Origin of the sequence: Flavobacterium sp. PL12 (genome assembly GCF_039123485.1) — a bacterium.
In the GTDB taxonomy this organism is placed as follows: domain Bacteria; phylum Bacteroidota; class Bacteroidia; order Flavobacteriales; family Flavobacteriaceae; genus Flavobacterium; species Flavobacterium weaverense.
In genome coordinates this window covers 15,178-37,183 of record NZ_JBANDI010000030.1, presented here as the reverse complement: position 1 = coordinate 37,183, position 22,006 = coordinate 15,178, and the positions used below count along the sequence as shown (strand labels likewise).

General features: G+C 30.9%; 10 protein-coding genes. 1 reads left to right on the top strand and 9 read right to left on the bottom strand.

The features are described from left to right. Positions 1–218: 218 nt before the first annotated feature. The 6 genes from RCH19_RS13075 to RCH19_RS13050 all read right to left on the bottom strand — a co-directional run bounded on the left by RCH19_RS13075 (position 219) and on the right by RCH19_RS13050 (position 15,147). Positions 219–1,211, bottom strand: coding sequence for a hypothetical protein (locus RCH19_RS13075; protein WP_343023593.1), 993 nt, complete (start codon positions 1,209–1,211; stop codon positions 219–221). 415 nt (positions 1,212–1,626) lie between these two features. Further along, complete coding sequence (locus RCH19_RS13070; RefSeq protein ID WP_343023592.1) at positions 1,627–2,340, bottom strand: hypothetical protein; 714 nt, start codon at positions 2,338–2,340, stop codon at positions 1,627–1,629. Beyond that, complete coding sequence (locus RCH19_RS13065; RefSeq protein ID WP_343023591.1) at positions 2,337–4,814, bottom strand: N-6 DNA methylase; 2,478 nt, start codon at positions 4,812–4,814, stop codon at positions 2,337–2,339. The genes RCH19_RS13070 and RCH19_RS13065 overlap by 4 nt, the downstream gene beginning before the upstream one ends. 66 nt (positions 4,815–4,880) lie before the next feature. Continuing rightward, positions 4,881–6,140 carry a DUF2130 domain-containing protein gene (locus RCH19_RS13060; protein ID WP_343023590.1) on the bottom strand — a complete coding sequence of 420 codons (1,260 nt, stop codon included), beginning with the start codon at positions 6,138–6,140 and terminating at the stop codon, positions 4,881–4,883. A 63-nt stretch (positions 6,141–6,203) separates the two neighbouring features. Continuing rightward, positions 6,204–12,122 (bottom strand): DEAD/DEAH box helicase, encoded by a 5,919-nt coding sequence (locus tag RCH19_RS13055; protein ID WP_343023589.1) that lies wholly within the window; start codon positions 12,120–12,122, stop codon positions 6,204–6,206. Positions 12,123–12,126: 4 nt separating this feature from the next. Further along, entirely contained in the window at positions 12,127–15,147 is a 3,021-nt protein-coding gene (locus RCH19_RS13050; protein WP_343023588.1) for a hypothetical protein, read from the bottom strand. Positions 15,148–16,049: 902 nt separating this feature from the next. Here RCH19_RS13050 and RCH19_RS13045 point away from each other — a divergent pair. Beyond that, on the top strand, positions 16,050–16,415 hold the full coding sequence (locus RCH19_RS13045; protein WP_343023587.1) for a hypothetical protein: 366 nt from the start codon (positions 16,050–16,052) through the stop codon (positions 16,413–16,415). 979 nt (positions 16,416–17,394) lie between these two features. Here RCH19_RS13045 and RCH19_RS13040 read toward each other — a convergent pair. From RCH19_RS13040 to RCH19_RS13030, 3 genes are all read right to left on the bottom strand, one after another. After that, a complete protein-coding gene (locus RCH19_RS13040) occupies positions 17,395–19,599 on the bottom strand; it encodes a BT4734/BF3469 family protein (RefSeq protein ID WP_343023586.1) in 2,205 nt (734 codons plus the stop codon). Between the two features lie 321 nt (positions 19,600–19,920). Beyond that, entirely contained in the window at positions 19,921–20,211 is a 291-nt protein-coding gene (locus RCH19_RS13035) for a helix-turn-helix domain-containing protein (protein WP_343023585.1), read from the bottom strand. A gap of 147 nt (positions 20,212–20,358) precedes the next feature. Beyond that, positions 20,359–21,318 (bottom strand): hypothetical protein, encoded by a 960-nt coding sequence (locus RCH19_RS13030; protein ID WP_343023584.1) that lies wholly within the window; start codon positions 21,316–21,318, stop codon positions 20,359–20,361. Positions 21,319–22,006 lie beyond the last annotated feature (688 nt).

Here is a 22,006-nt window from a genome sequence, read left to right as displayed (position 1 = left end):
TCTTCTTGTTCTTGACATAATTATGCTAATTTAGGGTTTTTAATCCTATCTTAAATCTAAACAAAAAGTTGTACCGTTTTTGGGGAGCAGCATATTCCTCCTGTCCAGAAGTCGTTCCAGATTTTGTCTATTTGAGATTTTATTTCGCCTGTGATCATGTTTTATATTTTCTGTTTAAGAATGTAAAAGTATTTAGTCTCAATGCTTATAATTGGTAATTATTTTAAAAGTATTTCTTTAAAATCATTTGTTTTTTTTGTTTGGGCGTACAGTACGTTTTTCAGTTCTACTGTTTTACTATTGTTATCATCTAATTTAATTTGAAGTTCTTTATTTTTAAAATTAACTGTTGCTTTTTGGCTATTCAGTGCTTTTAATTGTTCCTCTAATTGATATATTTGATTATAAATGCCTTTAAGTTCTGCGGTATTTGTAGCGGTTTGCTCATTTAACTTTGCGCTAATTTCATCAAATTCTTTCAGTTTAGAATTTGTATCCTCTACTTCTTTTTCAAATTTAGCTTCCAATAAAAATCGCATAGAAGCTATAAACTTAAATGCTAGCGTAGCTCGTTCATAGTCGCCAACAAAAGCTTTTTTAATTCCGCTTACAGTGTTTGCAACAATGTCAACAAAATCATCAAAGGATTTTATATTTTTGTATGCAGAATAGCCTAGTACTAATAAACCTAACGGTCCAATTGCATATGAAATAGCAGTAGACAAACCAGTGTAAAAAGCAAATGGCAGTGTAACACCAACAAGTGAGGCTATTGCTCCCACAGTAGAAGACGCTAATACATATACTCCAAAACCTGAAGCTTGTGCAGCTCCAATAGTAACCAAACCAGATATTGAAGTAGCTTGCGCTCTTGTTAAACCTTGTTTTTCGAGATTTAAGTAAAATGCCTCCAGTTCTTTCGGCTGCATTTGATCTATTTCTCTTTTAAAAAGTTTAAAATACAAGTCTCTTTCAGAAGCAACTTCAGCTTTGTTTTTATAGAACTCGATATCATTTTTCTTAGCAATTTTTTCTAAAATATCTTTATAGCTGTCATTTTTTATAAAAACACCCCATATACTGGAAAGTAATAATCTTTCGAATTTATAAATAATTGCTTCCTTAGCATTCGTATCACTTTTTACAATTTTTTGTAAAACGGATAACTCGTCTGCAGTAAAAAAAGCCAAAGATGATTGGAGGTTATTCATATTTATTTTTCTAATAGTTGATTTCCAGATTTAGTTCTAATGCTTTTATGGTTTGCAATGTATATCCTGCAATACTGCTAATATAATTATATATTCCTACGGTCCGGAAGTCATTTCATATTTTATCTCTTTGAGATTTTATTCGCCTGTGATCAGAGGTTTATATTGGTTTTAATTTTGAATTGTAACAGTATAATTAAGATTTTTATTTATGTTCACTGTGCGTGTTTTTAAACCATAATAATAGCTCAAATAATCCAGCTCGTAATGAATCTACAGCATAATTTGAAATCATACTTCCACTGTAATGATTTTGTTCTAAATGATGGATATAAGTCCCACAAGTAAAGTATATCCATCTTTGAAGGTTTTCAATATCAGAGGTTTGATAAACGGTTGTGGTAGGTTTATACTTTCAATCTTGACTTTTTCTAATATTGCCCGATAAATGTGTAATCTTTTGATTTGGTCTATCTAATTTTGGAAGTACTTTTATATTTTCAAGCTTTAAGAAAATTGATTCCTGTACACTTCTAATATTAGTAAGTATTGCTTTGAATTCAGATTTATCCTTAGGAAGATTATTTAAAAAAATATTTAAAACTTGATTTTCAACTTCAGCCGGTAGTATTCCTTCATCAAAAATTGAGAATATTTCCGGGTTACTGCTTTTTATAATTCTTTCTGGATTCGTATCGGATGCCTTTTTTATTTCTTTTAAAAGCTCCTCAAAGTCTTCATCTTTGTTTTTATCAAAAACTTTTCCTCTTGCAAAAGAAGTATCTTTAAATAAATCAACAAAATCATTCTTATCTTTTACAAATGACTTCTGACCTGAATAGATAAACCAAGGCAAAATTTTATTTTGTGCTCTTAGTTCACTTATTACTTTAGCCACTTCACCAAAAGCCGAATGGTCTATATTAGTTCCTTGATGATCCGCTGTTTTAAAAAACAATCCATCAAGCAGGACAGCATCATATTGGTTATAATTTGCTCTTAATTCAGGAATACCATCAGCAGCATTCGAATATCCTATAAGTATCACATTTTCTAAACGAGCTTCATCTTTTATGGATTGAAAATTTTCATGTTCATCATCAAACCACATAACCTTATAATTTATCATATTGCTGGAATTATTGGAAAGGTTAATTCTATTGAGGTTACAAACTCACCACCTAATCCTCCTCGAGCGGTTTCATCTGTAAACCCAAATTCTCCTTTATGTATTTTCATCACTTCATATATAAACCAACCACCAGTTCCATCGCCCGCAGCAGGGCCAGAGGTACTACCTTTTCTAACATAGGACTCATAAGTCATATTTTCAGGTAGTGGTTTTCCCGTATTACTTACATCCATTTGAACATTAAAGTTTTCAAAATCATACATTAAGTAGATTTCAATCTTGTTTTGTTTTGCAGTATTTATACCGTACGAAAAAGCATGTTTTTCTGCATTCTCTATTATATTGTCAAGCATTTTTCTTAATAGATCTTTGTCACCTTCAATATGGATAGCTGATATTCCATATTCTGCAATCGCATCTTCATCTAAATTTAATACTACTTCATAAAAGTTTGTGGATCTACTTTCTAAACTTTGCTTGTATTCTTTTATAAAGTCTAATAAGTCAAAATTTTCAATGTGCAAATCCATAAGCTCAATTTTATCGCCAGCGCGATTTATCGATTTATTGATTGAAATTAAGTCTCGTTCTAAATCATTTAAATAGGATCTGAGCGTTGAATCTAATTTATTATCTGCTTTTAATTCAAATAAGTCGGGAGCTCTTGTTATTAACTTTTCTTCCAATATTTTTTTAATAAATTTGAAAGACCCTCTAGCACTTTTAAGCGATCCCGCAATTTGATGTCTTAAAAAGCTATTTTCATCTTCAGTATTAATTCGGTTTGCCTTAAACTCATTTTCTGACTCTGAGTTTAAAGTGTCTATATATTCTTTTGCAGTTGATAAATAAATTTTATTTTGTTCCTCAACGGTAGGTACTTTTATTTGCATTTCATAAAAGTCTTCCATTTTTAGTGATGGAATAATCCCTCCTATTCTGAGTTTGTTTGCTTGAGCAGTCAAGTAACCTGCTTGTAATTCATTTATAAAGTAATTAATTTTTGCTATTTTAGGATCTACTTCCAAAGCGATTATTTCATTAGGAATATAAATAGGCTCTCCTTCATATTTAAAGAAAGTTGGTTTTAATGTTTTCCATTTTAACGCTACTAAAATACAATCTTGGCTTATTTTTCTTATTCCGATTTTTGGAATTGCAACACTCTCTATAGAATGAGCATCTAAAGTATAATCAATGATATTATCCTTTAAGTCTTTGGTCTTAATTAATTTCCCTAGCTCTTCTTTTTCTACTTTAGAACCAGTTAAAATAGTTACCACATCTTTAATTAAGATGTTGCTTAAGTTGTTATCAATAAAGTATCTACTAACCGAAAGATTAAAATCATTTTCTTTAATAATTTCTAACGCTACAAATTTTACAGATTTACGATCATTAGCTTCAATTGCTTTCAGAAGACTTATACTATCAAATACTTTTTCTTTATTGGTGCTATTAAAACCAATAAATTCATTTGCTTCTATAAATCTAATGCCCTCTCTATTTGATTTTTTCTGAAATACTACAATGCAGAAAGCTATTCCGGTGTTTTTAAGCAAACCCGGAGGAAGGGAGATGATTGTATCAATAAAACCATCATCGATTATTTTTTCTCTAAATTTTCGTTCCTTACCTTCTTTGAATAAAAAAGCTAAAGGTAAAACGCATATCAATTGACCATTTTCTGAAAGCTGATTAAAACTATTATTAATTACAACTTCTTCGATAGAATTATTGTTGCCATCAATATAGTAATTTGGTAGTTTTACGTTAAAAGGAGGATAAGCTACAATTAAATCAAACTGAAAGTGTTTCCAACGTTCTATAGAATCTTCATTTTTATACTCGCTGTAATTCAAGTTATGCGCCATTAATCTTAATGTTCCTAAAGCCCAAGTTTTATACTTAAGTTCTTCTGCAACATACAATTGATCAGGCTGTAAGTATATACCAAAAGAAGCTAATCCTGCAAAAGGGTTGTAAACTTTTGCGTCTGGAGCTATAGTAGCAAGCTGCATGATAAAGTGGCTTATTTCTTTAGGTAAAATAAATTCACCAGATTTTTTTCCGCTAGCTGCTGAATATTTATATAATAAGTTGTCAAAAACTGCTGAGAAATGTTCTCCTAATAATTTTTTCTCTATCTGAAAAGTATATTGTAAAAACTGCGCTATAGTCAAATCAGGCAATGCTTGTAAATTTCGGGAATAAACATTGAAAAGATTAGAATACTTCTCAGAATTAGAAAGTAGTTCACTTAAGTTGCTTTTTAAATCGCTATGAGAAAAGTCATCATATTCGCTATCATAAATAGATTGATTAATTAAACCATCTTTATAAGCGGATAATATCAGTAATAATACATCGAAATCCTCAGAACTAAGATATCCTTTTAGAGTATCATTAATTTTCCAAATTTGATTTGTTATACTCGAAGTGATTTCAATATTACTATTATTCTCTTTCATACTTTTAATTTGATGTCTACTTTGCAAATGTAAATACTTACTATGCGGAATTAATACACAGTTCTTTTATTCAATGAACTCCTCTGCAGTTTCTAATTCTAATGCTTTTATGATTTGTACTGCATTTCCAGCGATACCACGAATAGAACCGTACATATTGATTGAGTTGCCAATTACTTTGTCTATTTGTTTTTCGCGTTGGCTCCAGATGCGCTGCATACTTCTTTTTTCAACATTTAAATCCGTTTGCATTTGTGTAAAGCCTTCTACAATTCCTTCCATTTGCAATCGAAACTCATTGCTGGTCAGGAAATCATATAACATAACCATTTTATCTCCTTTATTTTCCTGAGATTGTACAGCAGAGCTAATCTGAATGATTGATTGGCGTAAAACAGCACTTAGTCCTTTAAACTCTTCAAAAGTACAAATCCAGATGCCATCTTTCATTCCCATTCGTTCCATATCTGCAGGCATGACCTCGGTTACTAAGACGCCTAAATTAGCTTTTTTATCTCGAATATCATTCTTGAATTTTTCTATCCAAGCCGGCTGAAACGCTTTGGTACGTTTGCTTTCATAATAAATGGTACCGCAATTTTGTATTTCTCGTGTGTTTACCGTTTGCAAGCAATCGGCCCCCGACGCGCCTTTTTTAATTTCATCAATATTATCTAAGGGAAATTGAGCTGCTAACCATTCTTCCATAGCTAATTCTAAGACTTCACCTTGCAATTGCATAGAACCTTGTTCTTGCTTGCGTTTCATTTCTTCGGTGAGTTTCTTCTGGTCTTCGAGTTGTTTAGTCATTTCTTTAAATTTCAACTCGTTTTTATCGTCTTCCTGTTTCCTTATTTTATCTCTTTCGAGAATTAAAGTTGCATTAAGTTGCTTTTGCGCTTCGGCTTCAATAGTATCTTTCATTTCTAATTTTTCCCTTTGCAACTTCGCATTCTCTGCTACCATTTTGTTGAAATCAGAAAGTTTTCCAGATTTTTCAGCAAGTTCTTTTTCCATAGCACTAATTTGCTCTTTGTTTTCCTCTTCTAGTTTGGATTTAAGTTTGGCAGTAATTTCTTTTTCAGCTGCCTTTTTTTCCTTTTCTAGTCGTTCAGCAAACAGTTCATTCTCCTGTTTTTTCTTTGCTTCAAATTCGACCGTGGCTTTTGCTAATTCCTCGGTTCTATTGGCTAATTCTTTAGCTTGTTCTGCTGTTTTTTGTTGAAACTCTTTACGAATACTAACTTCTAACTGATGTTTTAAAATATCGTTCACATCGATAGTAGTTCCGCAATTTGGACATGTAATAGAAGTTTGATCGGCCATGATATAAGTTTTATTGGTTTATACTACAAACGTATAAACCAAGTATGCATTCTTGCTGCATTGTTAGCTTCGTATTTCATAATTAATATTAAAAATAATATCATGACTCACATCTTTTCGTATTTCAAAAAGTTGATTATCATACGTCATCTCTTGCGATAGCAACCTTTCTTTAGGTTTAGTACCATGAGCTATCCCACCGTCGATACGAATTATAAAACTACTATCATCGGCACTAAATTCAAAGTATCTGTAATGTGGAAGTCTAAATTCCTCTTTTGTACTTATCTTGAAATCAAATGCAGGAGCTAGTTCATTTAGATCGTGTGTATAATCTTCGATGGTTTTATAATTGTGAATAATATATTCTGGAAAACTGTAACTCTTGAAAGCAGCTTTCTCTAAATGCACGTTTAGCTCATTGATACTAAAATTACATTCTTGTCTTAACTGATCGATAAATTGCAATAACATACGCATTGAAAACTCAGATTGATTGTATTTATCAAAATAAGAAACGCTATAGGTTTTATTTTCGATTTTATTGATAAAAGATTTTACATTATGAAGGTTTTCAATCATTACTTTGGCTAAATCATTGCTTTGTGTTCCTGAAGGAACATGTTGAATACGTGATTCGTAAAGATTGCCTGAGTCTAACTCTGGTATTGCAAGTGCACTATATTCAGTCAGAACGACATCTTCTACTTTATAGAATTTTTCAACTGTATTTTGATTCCAGTTGTTATCTATATTAGCATAATCCTGTTTCGAAATGTATTCGATTGTTTTATTATTTTCTAAAACTAAAGAAAGGTGAATAGGGTAGAGCAAGCATGCCTTTCCTTGTCCTTTTTTTAGCTTATAATTATGCGATAGTAGGTAAATGGATAGTTTTTCATGATTATTAGTGTAAACTATTTCGTCTTCAATAATAAGGTTGACAATAATTCTATCTCTTTTTAATTCATCTAGCCATAATAGATCATCTGTATTCCAGTGGGCTATATCATTATTGATGTGGATATTTACTTCCTTAACTCCATAATGGTAACTATGGCGTTTTAACTCATCCATTAAAGTGCCATAGATTGGGCTAATCTTCAATGCTGTTACATCTAAATCTGCGGGAAGTTGACTGTTGATTGCGAATCGCAACCAATCTATAGCCAGAATTCTATCAAGGTCTTCAATATGCCATTGGGTAGTACGATCTATCAAACACCTAGTACATCCAGTACTATTGCATTCACATAGCTCTAAAACATTTAATGCATTTTTTAGAATATCTTCGGTGTATAAACGGAATTGTGAGGCGTAGCCAGCGCCACCTTTGGCAGTGTCATAAATAAACACGGTTGAATAGCCGTTGTATTTTTTAATACCAAAGCCTAATTCGGACTCTTCAATAGCTAGATATTCTGCTAATGACTTAGTTAAAATTACTCCTATAGTATACGCTAGTTTTTTGTCGTTTACAAAAGAGGCATCTGCGTTTTTTAATCTTATTTCGGTAAAATCGGTTTTAAATTTGCTACCTAAGATAACATGATCTCGAATATTTTTGGCATCACAATCTTTTTCACCATCATTGTTTTTCCCCCCTCTTAATCGTTTGTGGCCTTCAAGCTTTTCGTTACTCATTGCTACTTTTCCGCAGTCTAAGCACAAGCTATATCCATCACCTTCACCATTGTTGTAAAATAGAATTTGCGTATTTGCTTGTTCTCCACTTGAGCGATATTCCATGGTGCTGTTTTGAACAGGTTCCCAGGGGGCGATGTTTAGTAATAAAGGTTCTAAATATTGCGGTTTTGTTTTTTCAGAAATTACTCTAGTAGGTGTACTATACAAATCAATGGCAAAGCCTGCAGGCTCCACCAGTTCTGTGTATGTAGCTTTATGTTCTCCTAAATCAATACCACTAAAAGAATTACTACTATTGCATTCAGGACAATTTTGATTAACTTTTCCAAAATCTACTGTTCGCTGGTAACCACAACTTTTACAAGCTTGAATTGTTGTGCGTTCCGCCACTTGGCCCCAGTTATTTCTCATTATGATTCCAGATGATGTATAATTTAAGCCATCAATTAAAATGCTGTTTCCTGGTGCAAATTCAGCAAGTGCCCTTACGATTGGGTAGCTTGGATTTGATTTTAGTTTAGGTTGGTTGGTACGATTGATATCAGATAGGGTTATTTTTTCAAAATCGACGATACCTGTTGGTAGTCCAGCATTGGGTAGAAAGTTATCTTCTGCTAGGTAGCTTAAAACAAATTTTTGAAAGAATTGATTTTTTCTATAACTCACTGCTTTATATGCAGGGCTGTTATCTCCAAATTCGATACCTAGTTCTACTAATTTTTTTTCAAAACCTTCCTTTTGATTTTTAATTCCGTTTATTACTTTCTTAAAATTATCTGAGACTATATTTATTAACTGTTCAGGACTGGTGTTGTTTAAAGGAGTTTCTTTGGTCAAGAAATTTAATTGATTTTTAAAATCAGAGATATCACTGTTTTGTAGCCAATTCAAAAAGTTTTCTGCTATTGTAGGTTGTCCTTCGTAGAAAAACTTATCTATATTCTCTTTAATGTTTAATCCTTTATTTTCATTGTCTTGTTGTCTGATAAACATTCCAAAAAGTAATGAATTGACGTGCCTGATTACGATATTTTTACTGTCAAAAGCTAGTTTTGGAGGAGCAATTGGATGTTCTAGAGCCCATTTTGGATTATTCATTGTACGCAGTCCAATAGGGTTAGGAGCGCAAAAAGTTAGCGCGAGAGACTTGTTTTCGGCACGACGTCCGGCACGACCAGTTCTTTGCAAGTAATTAGCAGGCATAGGAGGGACGTTGCTCATTACTACCGCTGAGATTCCGCCAATATCAACTCCCATTTCCATAGTAGTGGAACAGCTTAGAATGTTTATTTCTCCTGTTTCAAATTGACTTTCAAGTTCCTTAAGTCTTTTTTTACTTTGTTGTGCAGAATGTTCTCCCGCCAAATACAGTTTGTCAAAATCAAAAATTCGTTCATGGAGGTTATTCCATAAACCTTTTTCACGTGCTTCTTGACTATTTTCTGCTAACCATTGATCAACTTCTAATTTTTTAATTTTATCATTTTGAAAGTCTGTATGATATGGAGTATTGAAAATTGGAAATTGATGATTTTTACTATTGTTAATCTTATAATTACTTATATTATCTAGTTCCAAATTCCCTTTAATCAAAGGGGAATATCCACGGAAAATTTTATCGACTAAACGATTGGTAACGGGACATAAGTATTCTTTGCCCGCAATCTCAAATTGTGTACTTTTTAATAAATCTAGTTTGAATCCGTCGCCGTCAGGAGTTAATATTTTTTCTTTTATTGTTCTCCATATCTTTTCTAGTAATTCGTATAATTGATCTTCTCGATCTGCAGTAATTACTTCTTTATCGTGCCATCCAAGGCCAGCACATACGAGTAACACTAATCTCGATTGAGCAATTGAACTAGGATTGTAAGTTGGCCACCTTTTTACATTTTCAACCTCTGTATTAGATGGGAAAATTAATTGCGAATGGTAAAATTTTGAACTGAAAACTTTCATAACATCATCTACGAAAAAAATGAAGTTATAACGAATAATGTAATCTGCTCCAATTTTGAGTAAACTTATCCATTCATCGGGCTGGATTTCTAATTTGGCTGCAATTTCGGGAGTCAAACAATTGTCTAATGCAGGATAAACAATATTTATCAATCCTAGGTTTTCTAAAGATCTCTCTCTTGGAATTCTGCGCGCAAATTGATCGTATAGCAAAGATTTAGCATATGCCTCACCTTCCATTTCGGCATTATTTCCACGACCTACTTTTTTGAAAAGCGTTTTAAAACCTTCTTTTTGCCTAATATCGTCCATTATTTCTTTCCAAGATGAACGGCTTTGAATTAACGTAATACCATTGCCTGAAGCAATCAGATCGTTGTAATAATTAAGTTCTTCTTTTATTTTATTTTTTTGGAAAGGTAATGCTGTTTCTAATCTTAAGGTACAATCAGTCCTTGCTTGTAATAGTTCCTCTATGCTAGCATCAACTTCATTGTCTTTCAGTTTTTTAAGTAAAAAGTGATACGTTTGATATCTAATCCAATCGCTTTCACTATCAATATTAATTAAGGCAGCGATTTTTGCTGTTCCTTGCCTGCTATCAGTAAATGAAATGTATTTTTTTCCATCGTAAAGTGTTTTACCATCTCTAGTCTTAGCATTTTGTGTCTGATCCAAAACAATATCTGATAGTATTCTATTGGTGAACGTTGAAGAAATTCTAAAATGGATAGGGTTTTCATTTTGATTACCGCAATGCGGACATTTGGTATCTTCGGTCATATAAAAATCTTCACCAGAGATAATTTCATTGTCGATGGAAATAGAGCAAGGAAATAACTCTTGATTTTTTGGATTGTACTCTTTGTTATAGTTAATAAAGCGTGCTAGGTTATTTATAATTTCAGGTTTTCTGTTTTCTTCGACATCATCATTTTCCATGTGAAACGCATCATAACCAACTGTAGTTTTTTGGGTTATTTTATCGATGCGTTTGCCGTCCTTGCTACCTTTTTTTCGTTCTCCTTCGAGCATCATATTGCCACAACTTCTACAAGCAATTAATTCAAGTAATGGATGCCCACAACTGCAATTCTTTCCGGCCACAGTGTACATAGTTCCAATAGCTTTCTCAGTTTTGTTTTCTTTGTGTTTATCACATTTGGAATTAGTACAAACATAAACCCCACCAATTCCTCTAGTGAAGAAATGACCTCTTACTGGCAGTAGATTTTCATGTCCTACAGTTTGTTCTGCTAACGTATCAATAGCTTGCAATTGTTCTCCGGGTTTGGGTATATTTAAAAGTTTACCAATTTCAATTTGACTTAAACCCGCTTTTTTCAATAATTCATTTCTAAGTGTTTTAATATTCTCTTGACTTAGAGTTTGAGAGATATTGGGAATATCTTGGTCTGCTATTTTATTGTTTACTCTTGTTCCTTCGATGACTTCGATTTGATCTTGAGATACACCGCAAAGGTCAGACATGAATTTTTTTAAACTTTCAGTATTTCCATTTCCTACTGTTGCAGACGTTATTGCAAAGCGGACATTTTCAATATCAACTTCGAAAGCGCTGATAACTCTACGAATTAACAATGCCATTTCTGCAGCTTTGGATCCAGTAAGTGTATGTGCTTCATCTAGTAAGATCCAACGTAGCTTCCCTTTTGATTTTTCGAGTATTGGTACATCAGCATTTCTAACTAACATGTATTCCAACATTGTGGGATTAGTGAAAAGAATTTGAGGAGGTGTTTTTCTTATTTGCTCTCGAGATATAAGTTCTGGTAAGGCTTTATTTATTTTATCTTTACTACTTTCTTTATTGTCTGTATCACCAGTCAATAAGGCATAATTAATGCCGTCTAATGCAGAGCACCAAGCATGCATACGTTTTCTTTGACTGGCGATCAAAGCATTCAATGGATAAAGAAATATCGCATTTACACCCTCTTGATTTTTACAATTTTCATATATGTCGTGTAAAACGGGAAGCATAAAGCATTCCGTTTTACCAGAACCCGTGCCAGTTGTCACTGCAATTGATTTTTTTTCATTAAGTAGTGTATTCCAACTTTTTACTTGATGTTTATATGGATGACGATCTTTAGGGAATTTGAAATCGTCCTCTTTTATACTATCTAAAGCATTTATAAATTTTTGATGAAAGATGCCTGAAGTTTCAGCAAAGGTTAACTTATCCTGTTCCCAAGGAAACATATTTTGAAAAACGACATCGGCCATAATAGGCTCTTGAGATAGCATAAACCTAAAATAATCTTGCATTTCTTTATCGCCAGTAGCCCATAAAGACAAAATAGCATCTGTTAATCTATTTTCTGTTCTGGTATAAAATTCTTGAAAATTCATAATGTTAGTTGTTTTTAAGGGCGTGTAAAATCGTTTTGTTGTAGAATTCAGGATTTAAATACTGACTATATTGAATATTTCTTCTGATTGTATCTCGGAAGTCATTACCAGCCCATAGGGGCAAATTATTTTGTATATCCATGATAGCTTCTGCGACTGCAATAGGTGACCGTAATAGTAGTTTAACTTGTGAATGTTGTTCAATTGGAATCCCGTAATCTTTGGTTATTTTAGGTGAATGTATAGGGAGCTCTCCAAGAATACGTTGTCCAAGATTAGCTCGTATGTCGGAAATTTCACGATGATCAATTTTGACATTTTTGTAGTTAATATTTTTTAAAAACAAACAGACATCAAATAGACCTATATTTTCCATGTATGATGAAAATAGCTGTTCAATATTGTCTTTGTACTGCTCACCATAAAAACTAGTTAATTCCTCTAAAGAATTTAACCAATCAATTTTTTTAATCCAGTGAAAGCAAAATCCTAGATCTTGTTCCATTTCCGGAATAAACTTTTGTATAAAATCGTCTGGATTTTCGTTATTAATTCCTAAAAACAAATAAGCTCGTGCAGCTACCTCAGAACTTCTTGAAATAGCCCTTAATTCATCGAATGTAGAAAAGGGAAGGTCGTGTTTTGTACAGATATTAAAATAGGCTACTACTTTTTTCCAAATTTCATCATTAAATGTGCCGTCAATCAGTTGGGAATGGTATAGTTCAATTCGTTGATTTTTGTCAACTCCCACAAGATTCACATCAGTAGTTATGAAACGTGGCATTAATTGAGATTCTTTTTCTTTAGATGAAATGATAATAAACTCATTTGTAAACTCAGTTACTGGAATAATATAGGATTCATCATTATTCAGCAGTGGTATTAATTCAATATTCTTAGAATCACAATTTAGAGGGACTGCATAAAGGTTAAGTGTATCTGTAGAACTATAAAGACGAACTATATTTTCATGTTGGCTTTCAACATTTAAAGTGTGGCTAAAGCCTGAAACCTCATAAGTTTTCGTTGTTTTACCCTCAATAAGTTCGATAGTTACTTTATTCTTATAATTCATAGCGTCAGCTAAATAATATAATCTAACAATTTCGTCTTTGAAAGCTATTAAGGGTTGTGATGCTTCTTTGATTTCTTTCGTGATTTTTACATCTGTTTTTAAGCTATTTTTAATTCTTATGATAGTTTCTACATTCGGTGAACTTAAGATTCTTATACCATATAAATTAGAAATAGAAAGTGTTTGGGTTTCGGGTACAATATTCCCGTCCTTGTCAGTTACGATCATTCCTTTGAATGGAGATTCTAATTCGAAATACAATTTTTTATGATTTCGATGGCCAATGTTTCCTGATATATAAGTTGGTATTTTTGAAAACTGGGTATTTACTTTAAGTTTATAAATGTCGTTATAGCTTTCAATTTCTAAAATTGAAGATTCATCTAATGTGAACTCAAAGGCCTCTCTATTTTTTAATTGTAGAGTAGCATGATCAATTGAACTGTCTTCGTATTTAATACTAAAGTTTGCAATATTAAAAAATATATCATAAGCAGTAAGACCATCTTTCTCAATTTTTAGATCAATACAACCGATTGAGAAATAATTTAATTTAGAAAGTTCTTGCCACATTTCAGCTGATTTATGCCTTCTTATCCAAACCTTAAATTTCTCGCGAGGTACTAAATTATCATTTTCGTCATATGCAAAAATGCGAGGTATGTTATTTACAACTGTCATATTAGCCTTAAGCATCCAAGAAGGTTTGCAACTTTCTATTGTCCAATTAAAGGAACCTATACCACTTTGATATTTATTGGTTTGGCTATTATCTGTAATTTCAATTACACCTTCAAATCCTAGCCAAGACATTTGGTTTTCATATACTGAAATAGTTACATGAGGCAAATCACTTTTCCAGTGATTTGGGAACAAAAGAGATGCTTCTTTATTAGGTGCTATAGAACCTTTAATTAATCTCCATTCAGTATCTGAGAATTTTTCCCATAGAGTGGGTGTGTCAAAATTAGGAATAGTTTGGATGAAATCTTTTACATCAACTTTTTCATTATTCTGAATAACATAAGTGTATGGAAGAGTGTTTTCTTGATCCCATTCTATACTTTGCTGGGCATACCAGTCTGTTTTATATTTTCCGTTGGCCATTTTTCGAAAAACACATATTAAATCATCGTTGAGAAAGAATTGATACTCCCTTTGATTTATAATAATACCTAGAATACTTTCTAAAGATTCAGTATCATAAGAATCAGCAAGTCCAATTTTGAGAAAAATTGTAGTTTTTTCATTGTCAAAATCCATCAACCAATAGTTTTTTGGCCTCGATAATCTTTGTTTCTTTTCAAGTGTCTTTTTTCTAATTTTAAGCTCATTAGAAATAGATTTTATAACATCATCAGAAGTTAGTAACTCATCGTAATCAATTTCATCATTTAAAATAGATCGAACAATTTCAAAACAATTTTCATAAATTAAATCGTTTTGACTTGTTTTAGGAAGTAAAGCAACAATTTCTGGTTTGAATATAAAATCTTCAATTGTTTCAGGCTGCTCTTCTAACACGGCCAACAGAAAACTCTGATAATATCCTTGGTTTTGAGCAATGTGCCCAAGTGGTAATCCTCCCTGTAAAAGCAACGTTCTAAAGTAGAGCGTATATTGTTTTTTAATCCATTTTACACCTAACATTTGAGCACCTTTAATTGCTAATTTATAGAATTCTTCACAATCTACCTTATAGTGAATATTACCTTTTAGCGCATCAAAAACAATTTGTTTACTAGGTTTTCCACCATCGTATTTTTTTTTCCACCATTGCGTATAAAATAAAGTAACGTCTCTAGGGTCTATGAATTTTATCTCTGTATAATTTAGTTCGCTAGCTAGTTTAGCATAATCATTATCATTCAAGAAGTACTTCCAGAGTGCTCTTCCATCATGTTTTATTAAATTATTTTTTTGAAGTAAGTTGGTGAAAAAACTCATTTTGTTTTAATTTTAATTATTGTACTGCAAAAGAAAACTTTACCTATGCGTAATTGGTGCATAGATTATAAATAGGCTTTTAACGCAAATGTTATTTTATTTGAATCATCGACAGTAATTGCTTCTCTAATTTAGGATAGTTAAATATTTTCGATAAAAGTTATTTCAAGAAATCATATTACAGGAAGACGCTTATGGTTTTCAAAAAAAGATAGCTATGATTTGAATTTCTATTTGTCTGAACGACATTTTTAGTGTATTTTATGGCGTTGTTTTGAACGTTCTTCTAAATATTTTATACGTTTTATTATTTATTAATTATTTCTATCAGTGATGTTCGTATAGTTTTATGAAATATGCTTACTTCAATAAATTTTCTTTGATAATTATTATTAGCCTACTTTTCTATGCTAACTGAATCTTTAATTTATTTAAAGAAGTTTAAGTGTAAAGGGATACGGATTTCTTAATTTCTTTTTTTTAAAAAGCTCTCCAATTTTTTACATATAAAACCATGTTTTTATTGCTTTAGTTTTTTTTGATACCGCTTTTTCGTTGGTTTAAACGGTAAATAAACACTGTTTATTCCTAATTAGCAATACCTACTTTTAGTGATATTGAAACAGTTGAAATATTTATAAAATGATTTAAGTAAAAATATTATTTTGGATGCTTTTATGAAATTTTAAAAAACCTTAAAAATGAGGGGACTAATAAAAATAAAATTTTAATTATCTAGAATTATTATTGCTAAGTACTGAAAGTTTGTTCGTTGAAATTTCTATCAAAAATCATTAAAAGTAGGTATATGATATATCTATAAATAGAGTTACGTTTGTTAAATACAATAATCTTCGTTAACAGTATTTTATTGATTTTTTTAAATTTTAATTCCAAACATTATGAAAAAAGTGATCCTTTTAATTTTCTTTACTACTCTTTTGTCATGCTCATCCGACGACAACAATACTGAAGGTTCTAAAAATTCTTTTAGCCCTCCAGCCTGGATACAAGGAACATGGTTTGTCGAAGGTGATTACGGAGCATTTAAATTCACAAATAATGATTTTTGTGCTATTAACTTTAATATGACTTCTTGTTATGGTCAAAATCCCGTTATTATTATTAAAGAGACAAAAAGTGCTACTGATTATAAATTTGATGTAACTGCAGGAACAGTAACTTCTAGCTATCATTTTAGAAAAATATCATCAACTCAAATACAATATGTTGATAATCTTTTAGATCAAATTCTCACTAAAAAATAATTTACGACGAAAGTAAAATTTCCGTACCTCTAGAAACACATTAAGGCAAGATATACTTGCCTTTTTTTATAATATTTATTAAGCTTTAATAAATATCGTTCCAGCAGTGTTTTTCTATTATTAATTACAAAATAACAGTTAATGTTTTGTACGTAAGGAAGAGATATAGTATAATCTCAAAATAATTAATTGCCATCTATTATAATTTTAAGTACATGATACTTCAGACTCTTAAAAAATAAATGTTAAACATTGTCAAAAAAAGTTAAACTTTTTATTTACAAAATATTTTTAATTTGTATTAGTTCATACAGCGTCATATTTAACGCACTCTTTCGGACAAGTAAACCTCCTTATTCTAGTTTTAAATTTAGTTATCATTACCTATAGGGAATTAGTATGGATAGAGACAAATAACTGTTTAATACTATGCATTTTAATAAGGTTACTAAAATAATTATTATTTGAAAATTTAAGATTAACTTTATTGGTTGTTTAACAATGGTTTAGATAAATAAAATGATTTTGATGGAGTAGGAGTAGATAATTAACTTAGTTACGAAATAATGGACCAAAATAATAGTAAAGCTAATTGTTTACGTCCTGATTTATGTACTGTAAACATTGACTTAGGATAAGTAATGGACTTAAAGTCGTAAAATAAGCAATTAGTATTCTTAACTGTCATTTTTACTATCTAATTAATTTTAATACTATACTTTTTTTTATTTTTTTATAAGTCGATAATTAACAGTTTTTTAGTCAAAATTGTATACAATCCTTTATAAACGTTGACTTAAGGGCGGGCGCAAATATAAAACAATAGTCCTTGTTTGCCGCCGTCTTTGTAAAGCCTTAATGGTAAAGGAGAATTTAATGGACTTAATATAAAAACAGTTCTTTTTTCAGTCCAAAAAAATAACCTACAACGAATATGTTCCGATGCAGGTTATTAAATTATCTAGAAAAATTTTACTTTCTATTTTTCTGTTGACAAACTAAAGCATCTGTTACCTTTACTTCTGAATTCTTTAAAGCTTAAGTTTTTATAGTCAGCGTATTTTTTAATCCACTGCATAAATAATCTAATGCCGACAGAGTTTGATTTAGAACAAGTACTTAGAAATTCTGCGAACTTTGCTCCTTTTGAGTATATTGTATTGGACGATAGTTGACTTTCGTTTTCATCTGTTATCCATGCTACAAAACTTGGACTAGTACCTTGATGTAATTTTTTCAACATCAAATTGTTATTAACTACTTTTACGATACCAGATTTTAAGTAGATTTGAATGCAAGTGAGCATCCACGAATCGAATGAAGCCCAATTTTCTGTACTCCAGTTTTCAAAAAAACGTTCGCCGTATATCATTTCTGGTGTCCGCTGCGCTGTGAAATATTGATGAAATTCAACTTCGTGACGTCTTGCCTCAAAACTACCTGTGTCTCCAGCTATGACATAATTTGTAGATATTAAAATTTTTGGCGCAATATTAAAAGGAATAGTAATATTTTTAATCCCTTTTCGTTGTACTACGAAGTCGGAAGTAATCAAAGGGAATTTGCTCTCAAGATCAAAATTCTTAACAACGTCATCAAAGGATACAATATCGTGCTCTTCAGTTGTACCTTCATACATAAAGTCATTCTCTCCGCTTTTTCCATTAATGAGCTTCAAACTTCTAATGTGACCAATAGCATTAGCCACTAAACTTTTACCACTGCGGCCATCAGCTACATCAGATATAGTTTCATCGTTGAAAATTATAGCTCTTGCATCAGCATGACTTTTGTAATTGTGTAGTAAGTATCCGATGATAGATCTGAAATAATTAAATCGTTCAATATCATTTGCGCATACCTTCATAATAAAATCTTCAAATTTACTTGGAGCATCATTCATTTGCAAGAAATCCCTCTTTATGATGTTATTACGCCATACAGGCCTTTCTAAGGACGTGTAATCTATAATTGATATAGAATCAGCCAAAACCTTTACAACACCATTTAAAAACGGTATAAAAGAACAGTTCTTACTATCTTTTAACGTACTTATATCTATATTATCCAAACCTGAAAGAAATGATTTGCCAAAGTACTTTGTCCCCCTATTCTTCATGTAAGAGTAAATCTCGGCAGGTATGTTTTTTTTAATTTTATCTTCTATTTTTGACTCACTTGTGAAATCAGCGACGTTATCTTCAATTGATATAAGATCAAAGCTTGAGTCAATGTTACGCTTGTAGAATCCTTGAGTTTTTAAAAACTTAAAGTAATCTGCTATATCAACACTAATGTTTCCTTTATTATCTTTTGAATAGAATTTTTTATGATTTTTGCTGGTTTTTAGGTCTATAATTGCATTATCATGCTTTCCAAATTGTTCGTTTTCAATATCTGCATATGTACTCTCATCATCTTCTAAATCAAATTGTGTACTGCTGCTCTCTGGGCCTTCTTCTTCTTTAACAAGTACTAAGCGACTTTCCTTAAAATTAGATTTTTGTACAAAATTATTGTTATTTCCTACTTCGTATATTTTCATGTTATTTGTGTTTTTTAAACAATAATTCACATCTTCTATGGAATTTATTGTAGATGCTTTTAAAATTGATTTATTTATATTTTCTTCCTTTGTGTCGTATTCAACTGCTTTAAAATTAACATAGACGTTTTCTGATAACGGTATGTAACAACATCTCGAAATGTCTATTGTTTTACTGTCGAAATTGGGAAGAGTGTATTTATTTTGAAATGAAATAAAAGTTTTGCCGTACTCCTCTGATGTTTTGAATACTTTACATCGTACGAGGGTATTTAAACCCGTGCCGCTTGCACTATCGAAAATTGCGTATACAGATGGTATTTTTTTCAACAGTTCTCGCGCTGAGTCTATTTCTGAATTTGACTTAAAATTATTTAGGTCAATTTGTAGGAACCCTGTACCCCTTATCAAATTAGCTTCACTTCTTGTTCCCTCCTTAAAGACCCCACTCCAAGCTATGGCTTGAAGACTGGATTTCAATTTAATAGTTTCCTCCTTAGTGGAACTTTTTCTTATCAGTTCATGTACTCTTCTCGTTTCTTCATCGAAGCCAACTTGTATAAGCTCTATTATTTGTTGTGGCTCACACTTCTTTGCACTTTCAAAGTTGGAAGTGCTTTTATATATTGTAATTTTCATTGTTAATGTTATTTGCAATACTTTTACAAATCATAAGCACTAAAAGGCTTATATTTGCTTAGTATTAAATTATTAATATCATTTTTTTACCTTTAATAAACATTTAAGATTCCTGACTTTCCAGAGCCAGGAATTTTTGTTTTAAGGATTTTATCTTTAGGTTCATATACTTGTTTAAGTACCATTGAATTTATGATGTGTTTATCTCCATTATTTTTTTTTTTTGACAAAGCTTCGCCTGACCGTTTAGAGAAACAGAGCATTATCTTGTTTATAAATTGTAATTTTTGGACAGATTTGTCCTGGAAAGAGGTTAAGGTACTAGGCTACACTATTGAGCCTGTTCATTACATCTTGGCGGAAGTAATAGACTTTATGGCCTATTTTTTTTGCTGGAAGAGTTCCAGACTTGGAATGTTTCCATAAAGTGGTGAGCGAAATCTTAAGCAGTTTACTTGTTTCGTCTCTAGTGAGCAATTCTTCTTTCGGGCTTTCTACCTTTAAATTTAAAAAAGCGTTAACCTTTTCTAGTTTGTTTGCGATACAACTAGAAACTAAATCTGTTAAATCTTGTACTGATAGTTGAATCAGTTGTAGTGTTTTTTGTTCCATTTTTATTTGTTTTAAAATTATAGTACAAATATACAACTGTAGTACCTGTTAAAGAAAATGGGGATTTTTCAGTATTTCTAATTGTTTGATTTACAGGGATAATGTATTAAAGCGGGAATTTTATAACTGATGATTCCCGTTTTTCTTTTAACTTTTGGGAATTGTGAAAAAAGGAAATAAATTTTTATCCAATGTTGCCAAAATACTATAGTTTTTCGAGGGTTTTTTCTGGTCTCCTAATTTTATGTGGTACCTCTTTTCAAAGAAAGTAAATATTGGGGAAAGTTTTTTATCGCTACCGCTTTTGTTTTTTATAACTGAATCTTTAAAATAGTTTCTATGTTTTAAAATGAAAACCAATTCTATTAATTTTTTTTTATCGGAGACCCATCTCGAATCCTGAATAATTTTCTTGTGAATTAATTCGATTTCGTTTTTATAATAGAATTCTAATTGATCTGGAAAAAAAAAGGGATTCAAATCTTCTTTATTAAATGGATTTTCGATCCGTTCATTATCTTCTGAGTTGGTTTGTTGTTTTATATTTATTAAGTCAAAATGTGATCTATCAAAAGCACCTGGATATATCTGTTTATATTTATGCTCTAAAATTTCTATGATTTTATGATAAGATAATAAATAGGATTCCTCTATTACTAACATAATTCCATTATCATTAATAGTAAAACCATTTAAAAATGTAATTGAATCATGTAAGAAATCTAAGTTATTTTTCAGATCAATTATAAAATTTGGTTTATGTTCCTCGTACAGGGTCAAATCAGATATTAACCTTTCTTCCTGCTTTAAGATATTAGTGTTTACGTCTATTTTAAAAGCACTGTAATCAATACTACTAAGAAGGCCTGGGTATATGCTTGAGATATCTTTAATATTTTCTCTTGAGTCAGAGTTATCAAGTAAATTTGGAGATCTTATCAATAACTCTTCAGAAGTAAAGGCACCGTACAGCTCTGAAGAATATATTTTATCTTTTAATTTTCCAGCAAACCAATAAGTAAAATTAAAAGGATCATCGTTTGAATCATCAATTTTTGGGATTTTTAAATTCTCGATGGTTTGTTTAGAAAGTAAAAAGTAATTCATATTATTTTATTTATAAAACTATATAAAAAGAATTTTATAATCATTATGATTCTATCAAAAAAGCAATAATTATATTTATTTACTTTTTAAAAATGTTGTTGAGTACAAAAAATTACTACTACGAATAGCGATCTCTTAAAATAATTAATTTTCACTTCGCTATTAGATGTTTTTTTTTGATTGACTTTAAATATTTGGTAAATCATTTTAAGATTTTATAAATTAATTGTAATGTCTAATAAAATAAATCATTCTTCTGCGTATTTTATTGTAAACCTAACGATCATGATTATTATTCTGATTTTTTAAATTCTTACTTTTTATTAATTTTTTTTTTAATCTATGTGTATTTATTGCAAAAAGGACCTTACTAATGTCCACCCCCCCACCATAGCACTTTCTTGTCCCTACCCCGGTCTTTATTACACCATTTGAAATTTGGATTTAAGGAGAATTCTAGTTAGTAATTCTATTGTCATTGCCATTTATTCGGCGGGAGAAGGATACAAATGATGTTTATCTTTACAAAAAACTTTCAGATTAAGTTATAATTAATCTCTAATTTAAATAAGACAGTTATCTTTTGATTTTACTTACCTGCTTTGTTTTATAGTATTACATTAACAATTAATCCGATTGTAATAGAGTCGCCGCTAATAATCATTACGTTTATAATTACAAATAAAAT

Bases quoted from the DNA above. Each gene is read 5' to 3' on its own strand.
- RCH19_RS13040 (WP_343023586.1), bottom strand. From the start codon at position 19,599: ATGAAAATTACAATATATAAAAGCACTTCCAACTTTGAAAGTGCAAAG.
- RCH19_RS13050 (WP_343023588.1), bottom strand. From the start codon at position 15,147: ATGAGTTTTTTCACCAACTTACTTCAAAAAAATAATTTAATAAAACAT.
- RCH19_RS13055 (WP_343023589.1), bottom strand. From the start codon at position 12,122: ATGAATTTTCAAGAATTTTATACCAGAACAGAAAATAGATTAACAGAT.
- RCH19_RS13065 (WP_343023591.1), bottom strand. From the start codon at position 4,814: ATGAAAGAGAATAATAGTAATATTGAAATCACTTCGAGTATAACAAAT.
- RCH19_RS13060 (WP_343023590.1), bottom strand. From the start codon at position 6,140: ATGGCCGATCAAACTTCTATTACATGTCCAAATTGCGGAACTACTATC.
- RCH19_RS13045 (WP_343023587.1), top strand. From the start codon at position 16,050: ATGAAAAAAGTGATCCTTTTAATTTTCTTTACTACTCTTTTGTCATGC.
- RCH19_RS13070 (WP_343023592.1), bottom strand. From the start codon at position 2,340: ATGATAAATTATAAGGTTATGTGGTTTGATGATGAACATGAAAATTTT.
- RCH19_RS13035 (WP_343023585.1), bottom strand. From the start codon at position 20,211: ATGGAACAAAAAACACTACAACTGATTCAACTATCAGTACAAGATTTA.
- RCH19_RS13075 (WP_343023593.1), bottom strand. From the start codon at position 1,211: ATGAATAACCTCCAATCATCTTTGGCTTTTTTTACTGCAGACGAGTTA.
- RCH19_RS13030 (WP_343023584.1), bottom strand. From the start codon at position 21,318: ATGAATTACTTTTTACTTTCTAAACAAACCATCGAGAATTTAAAAATC.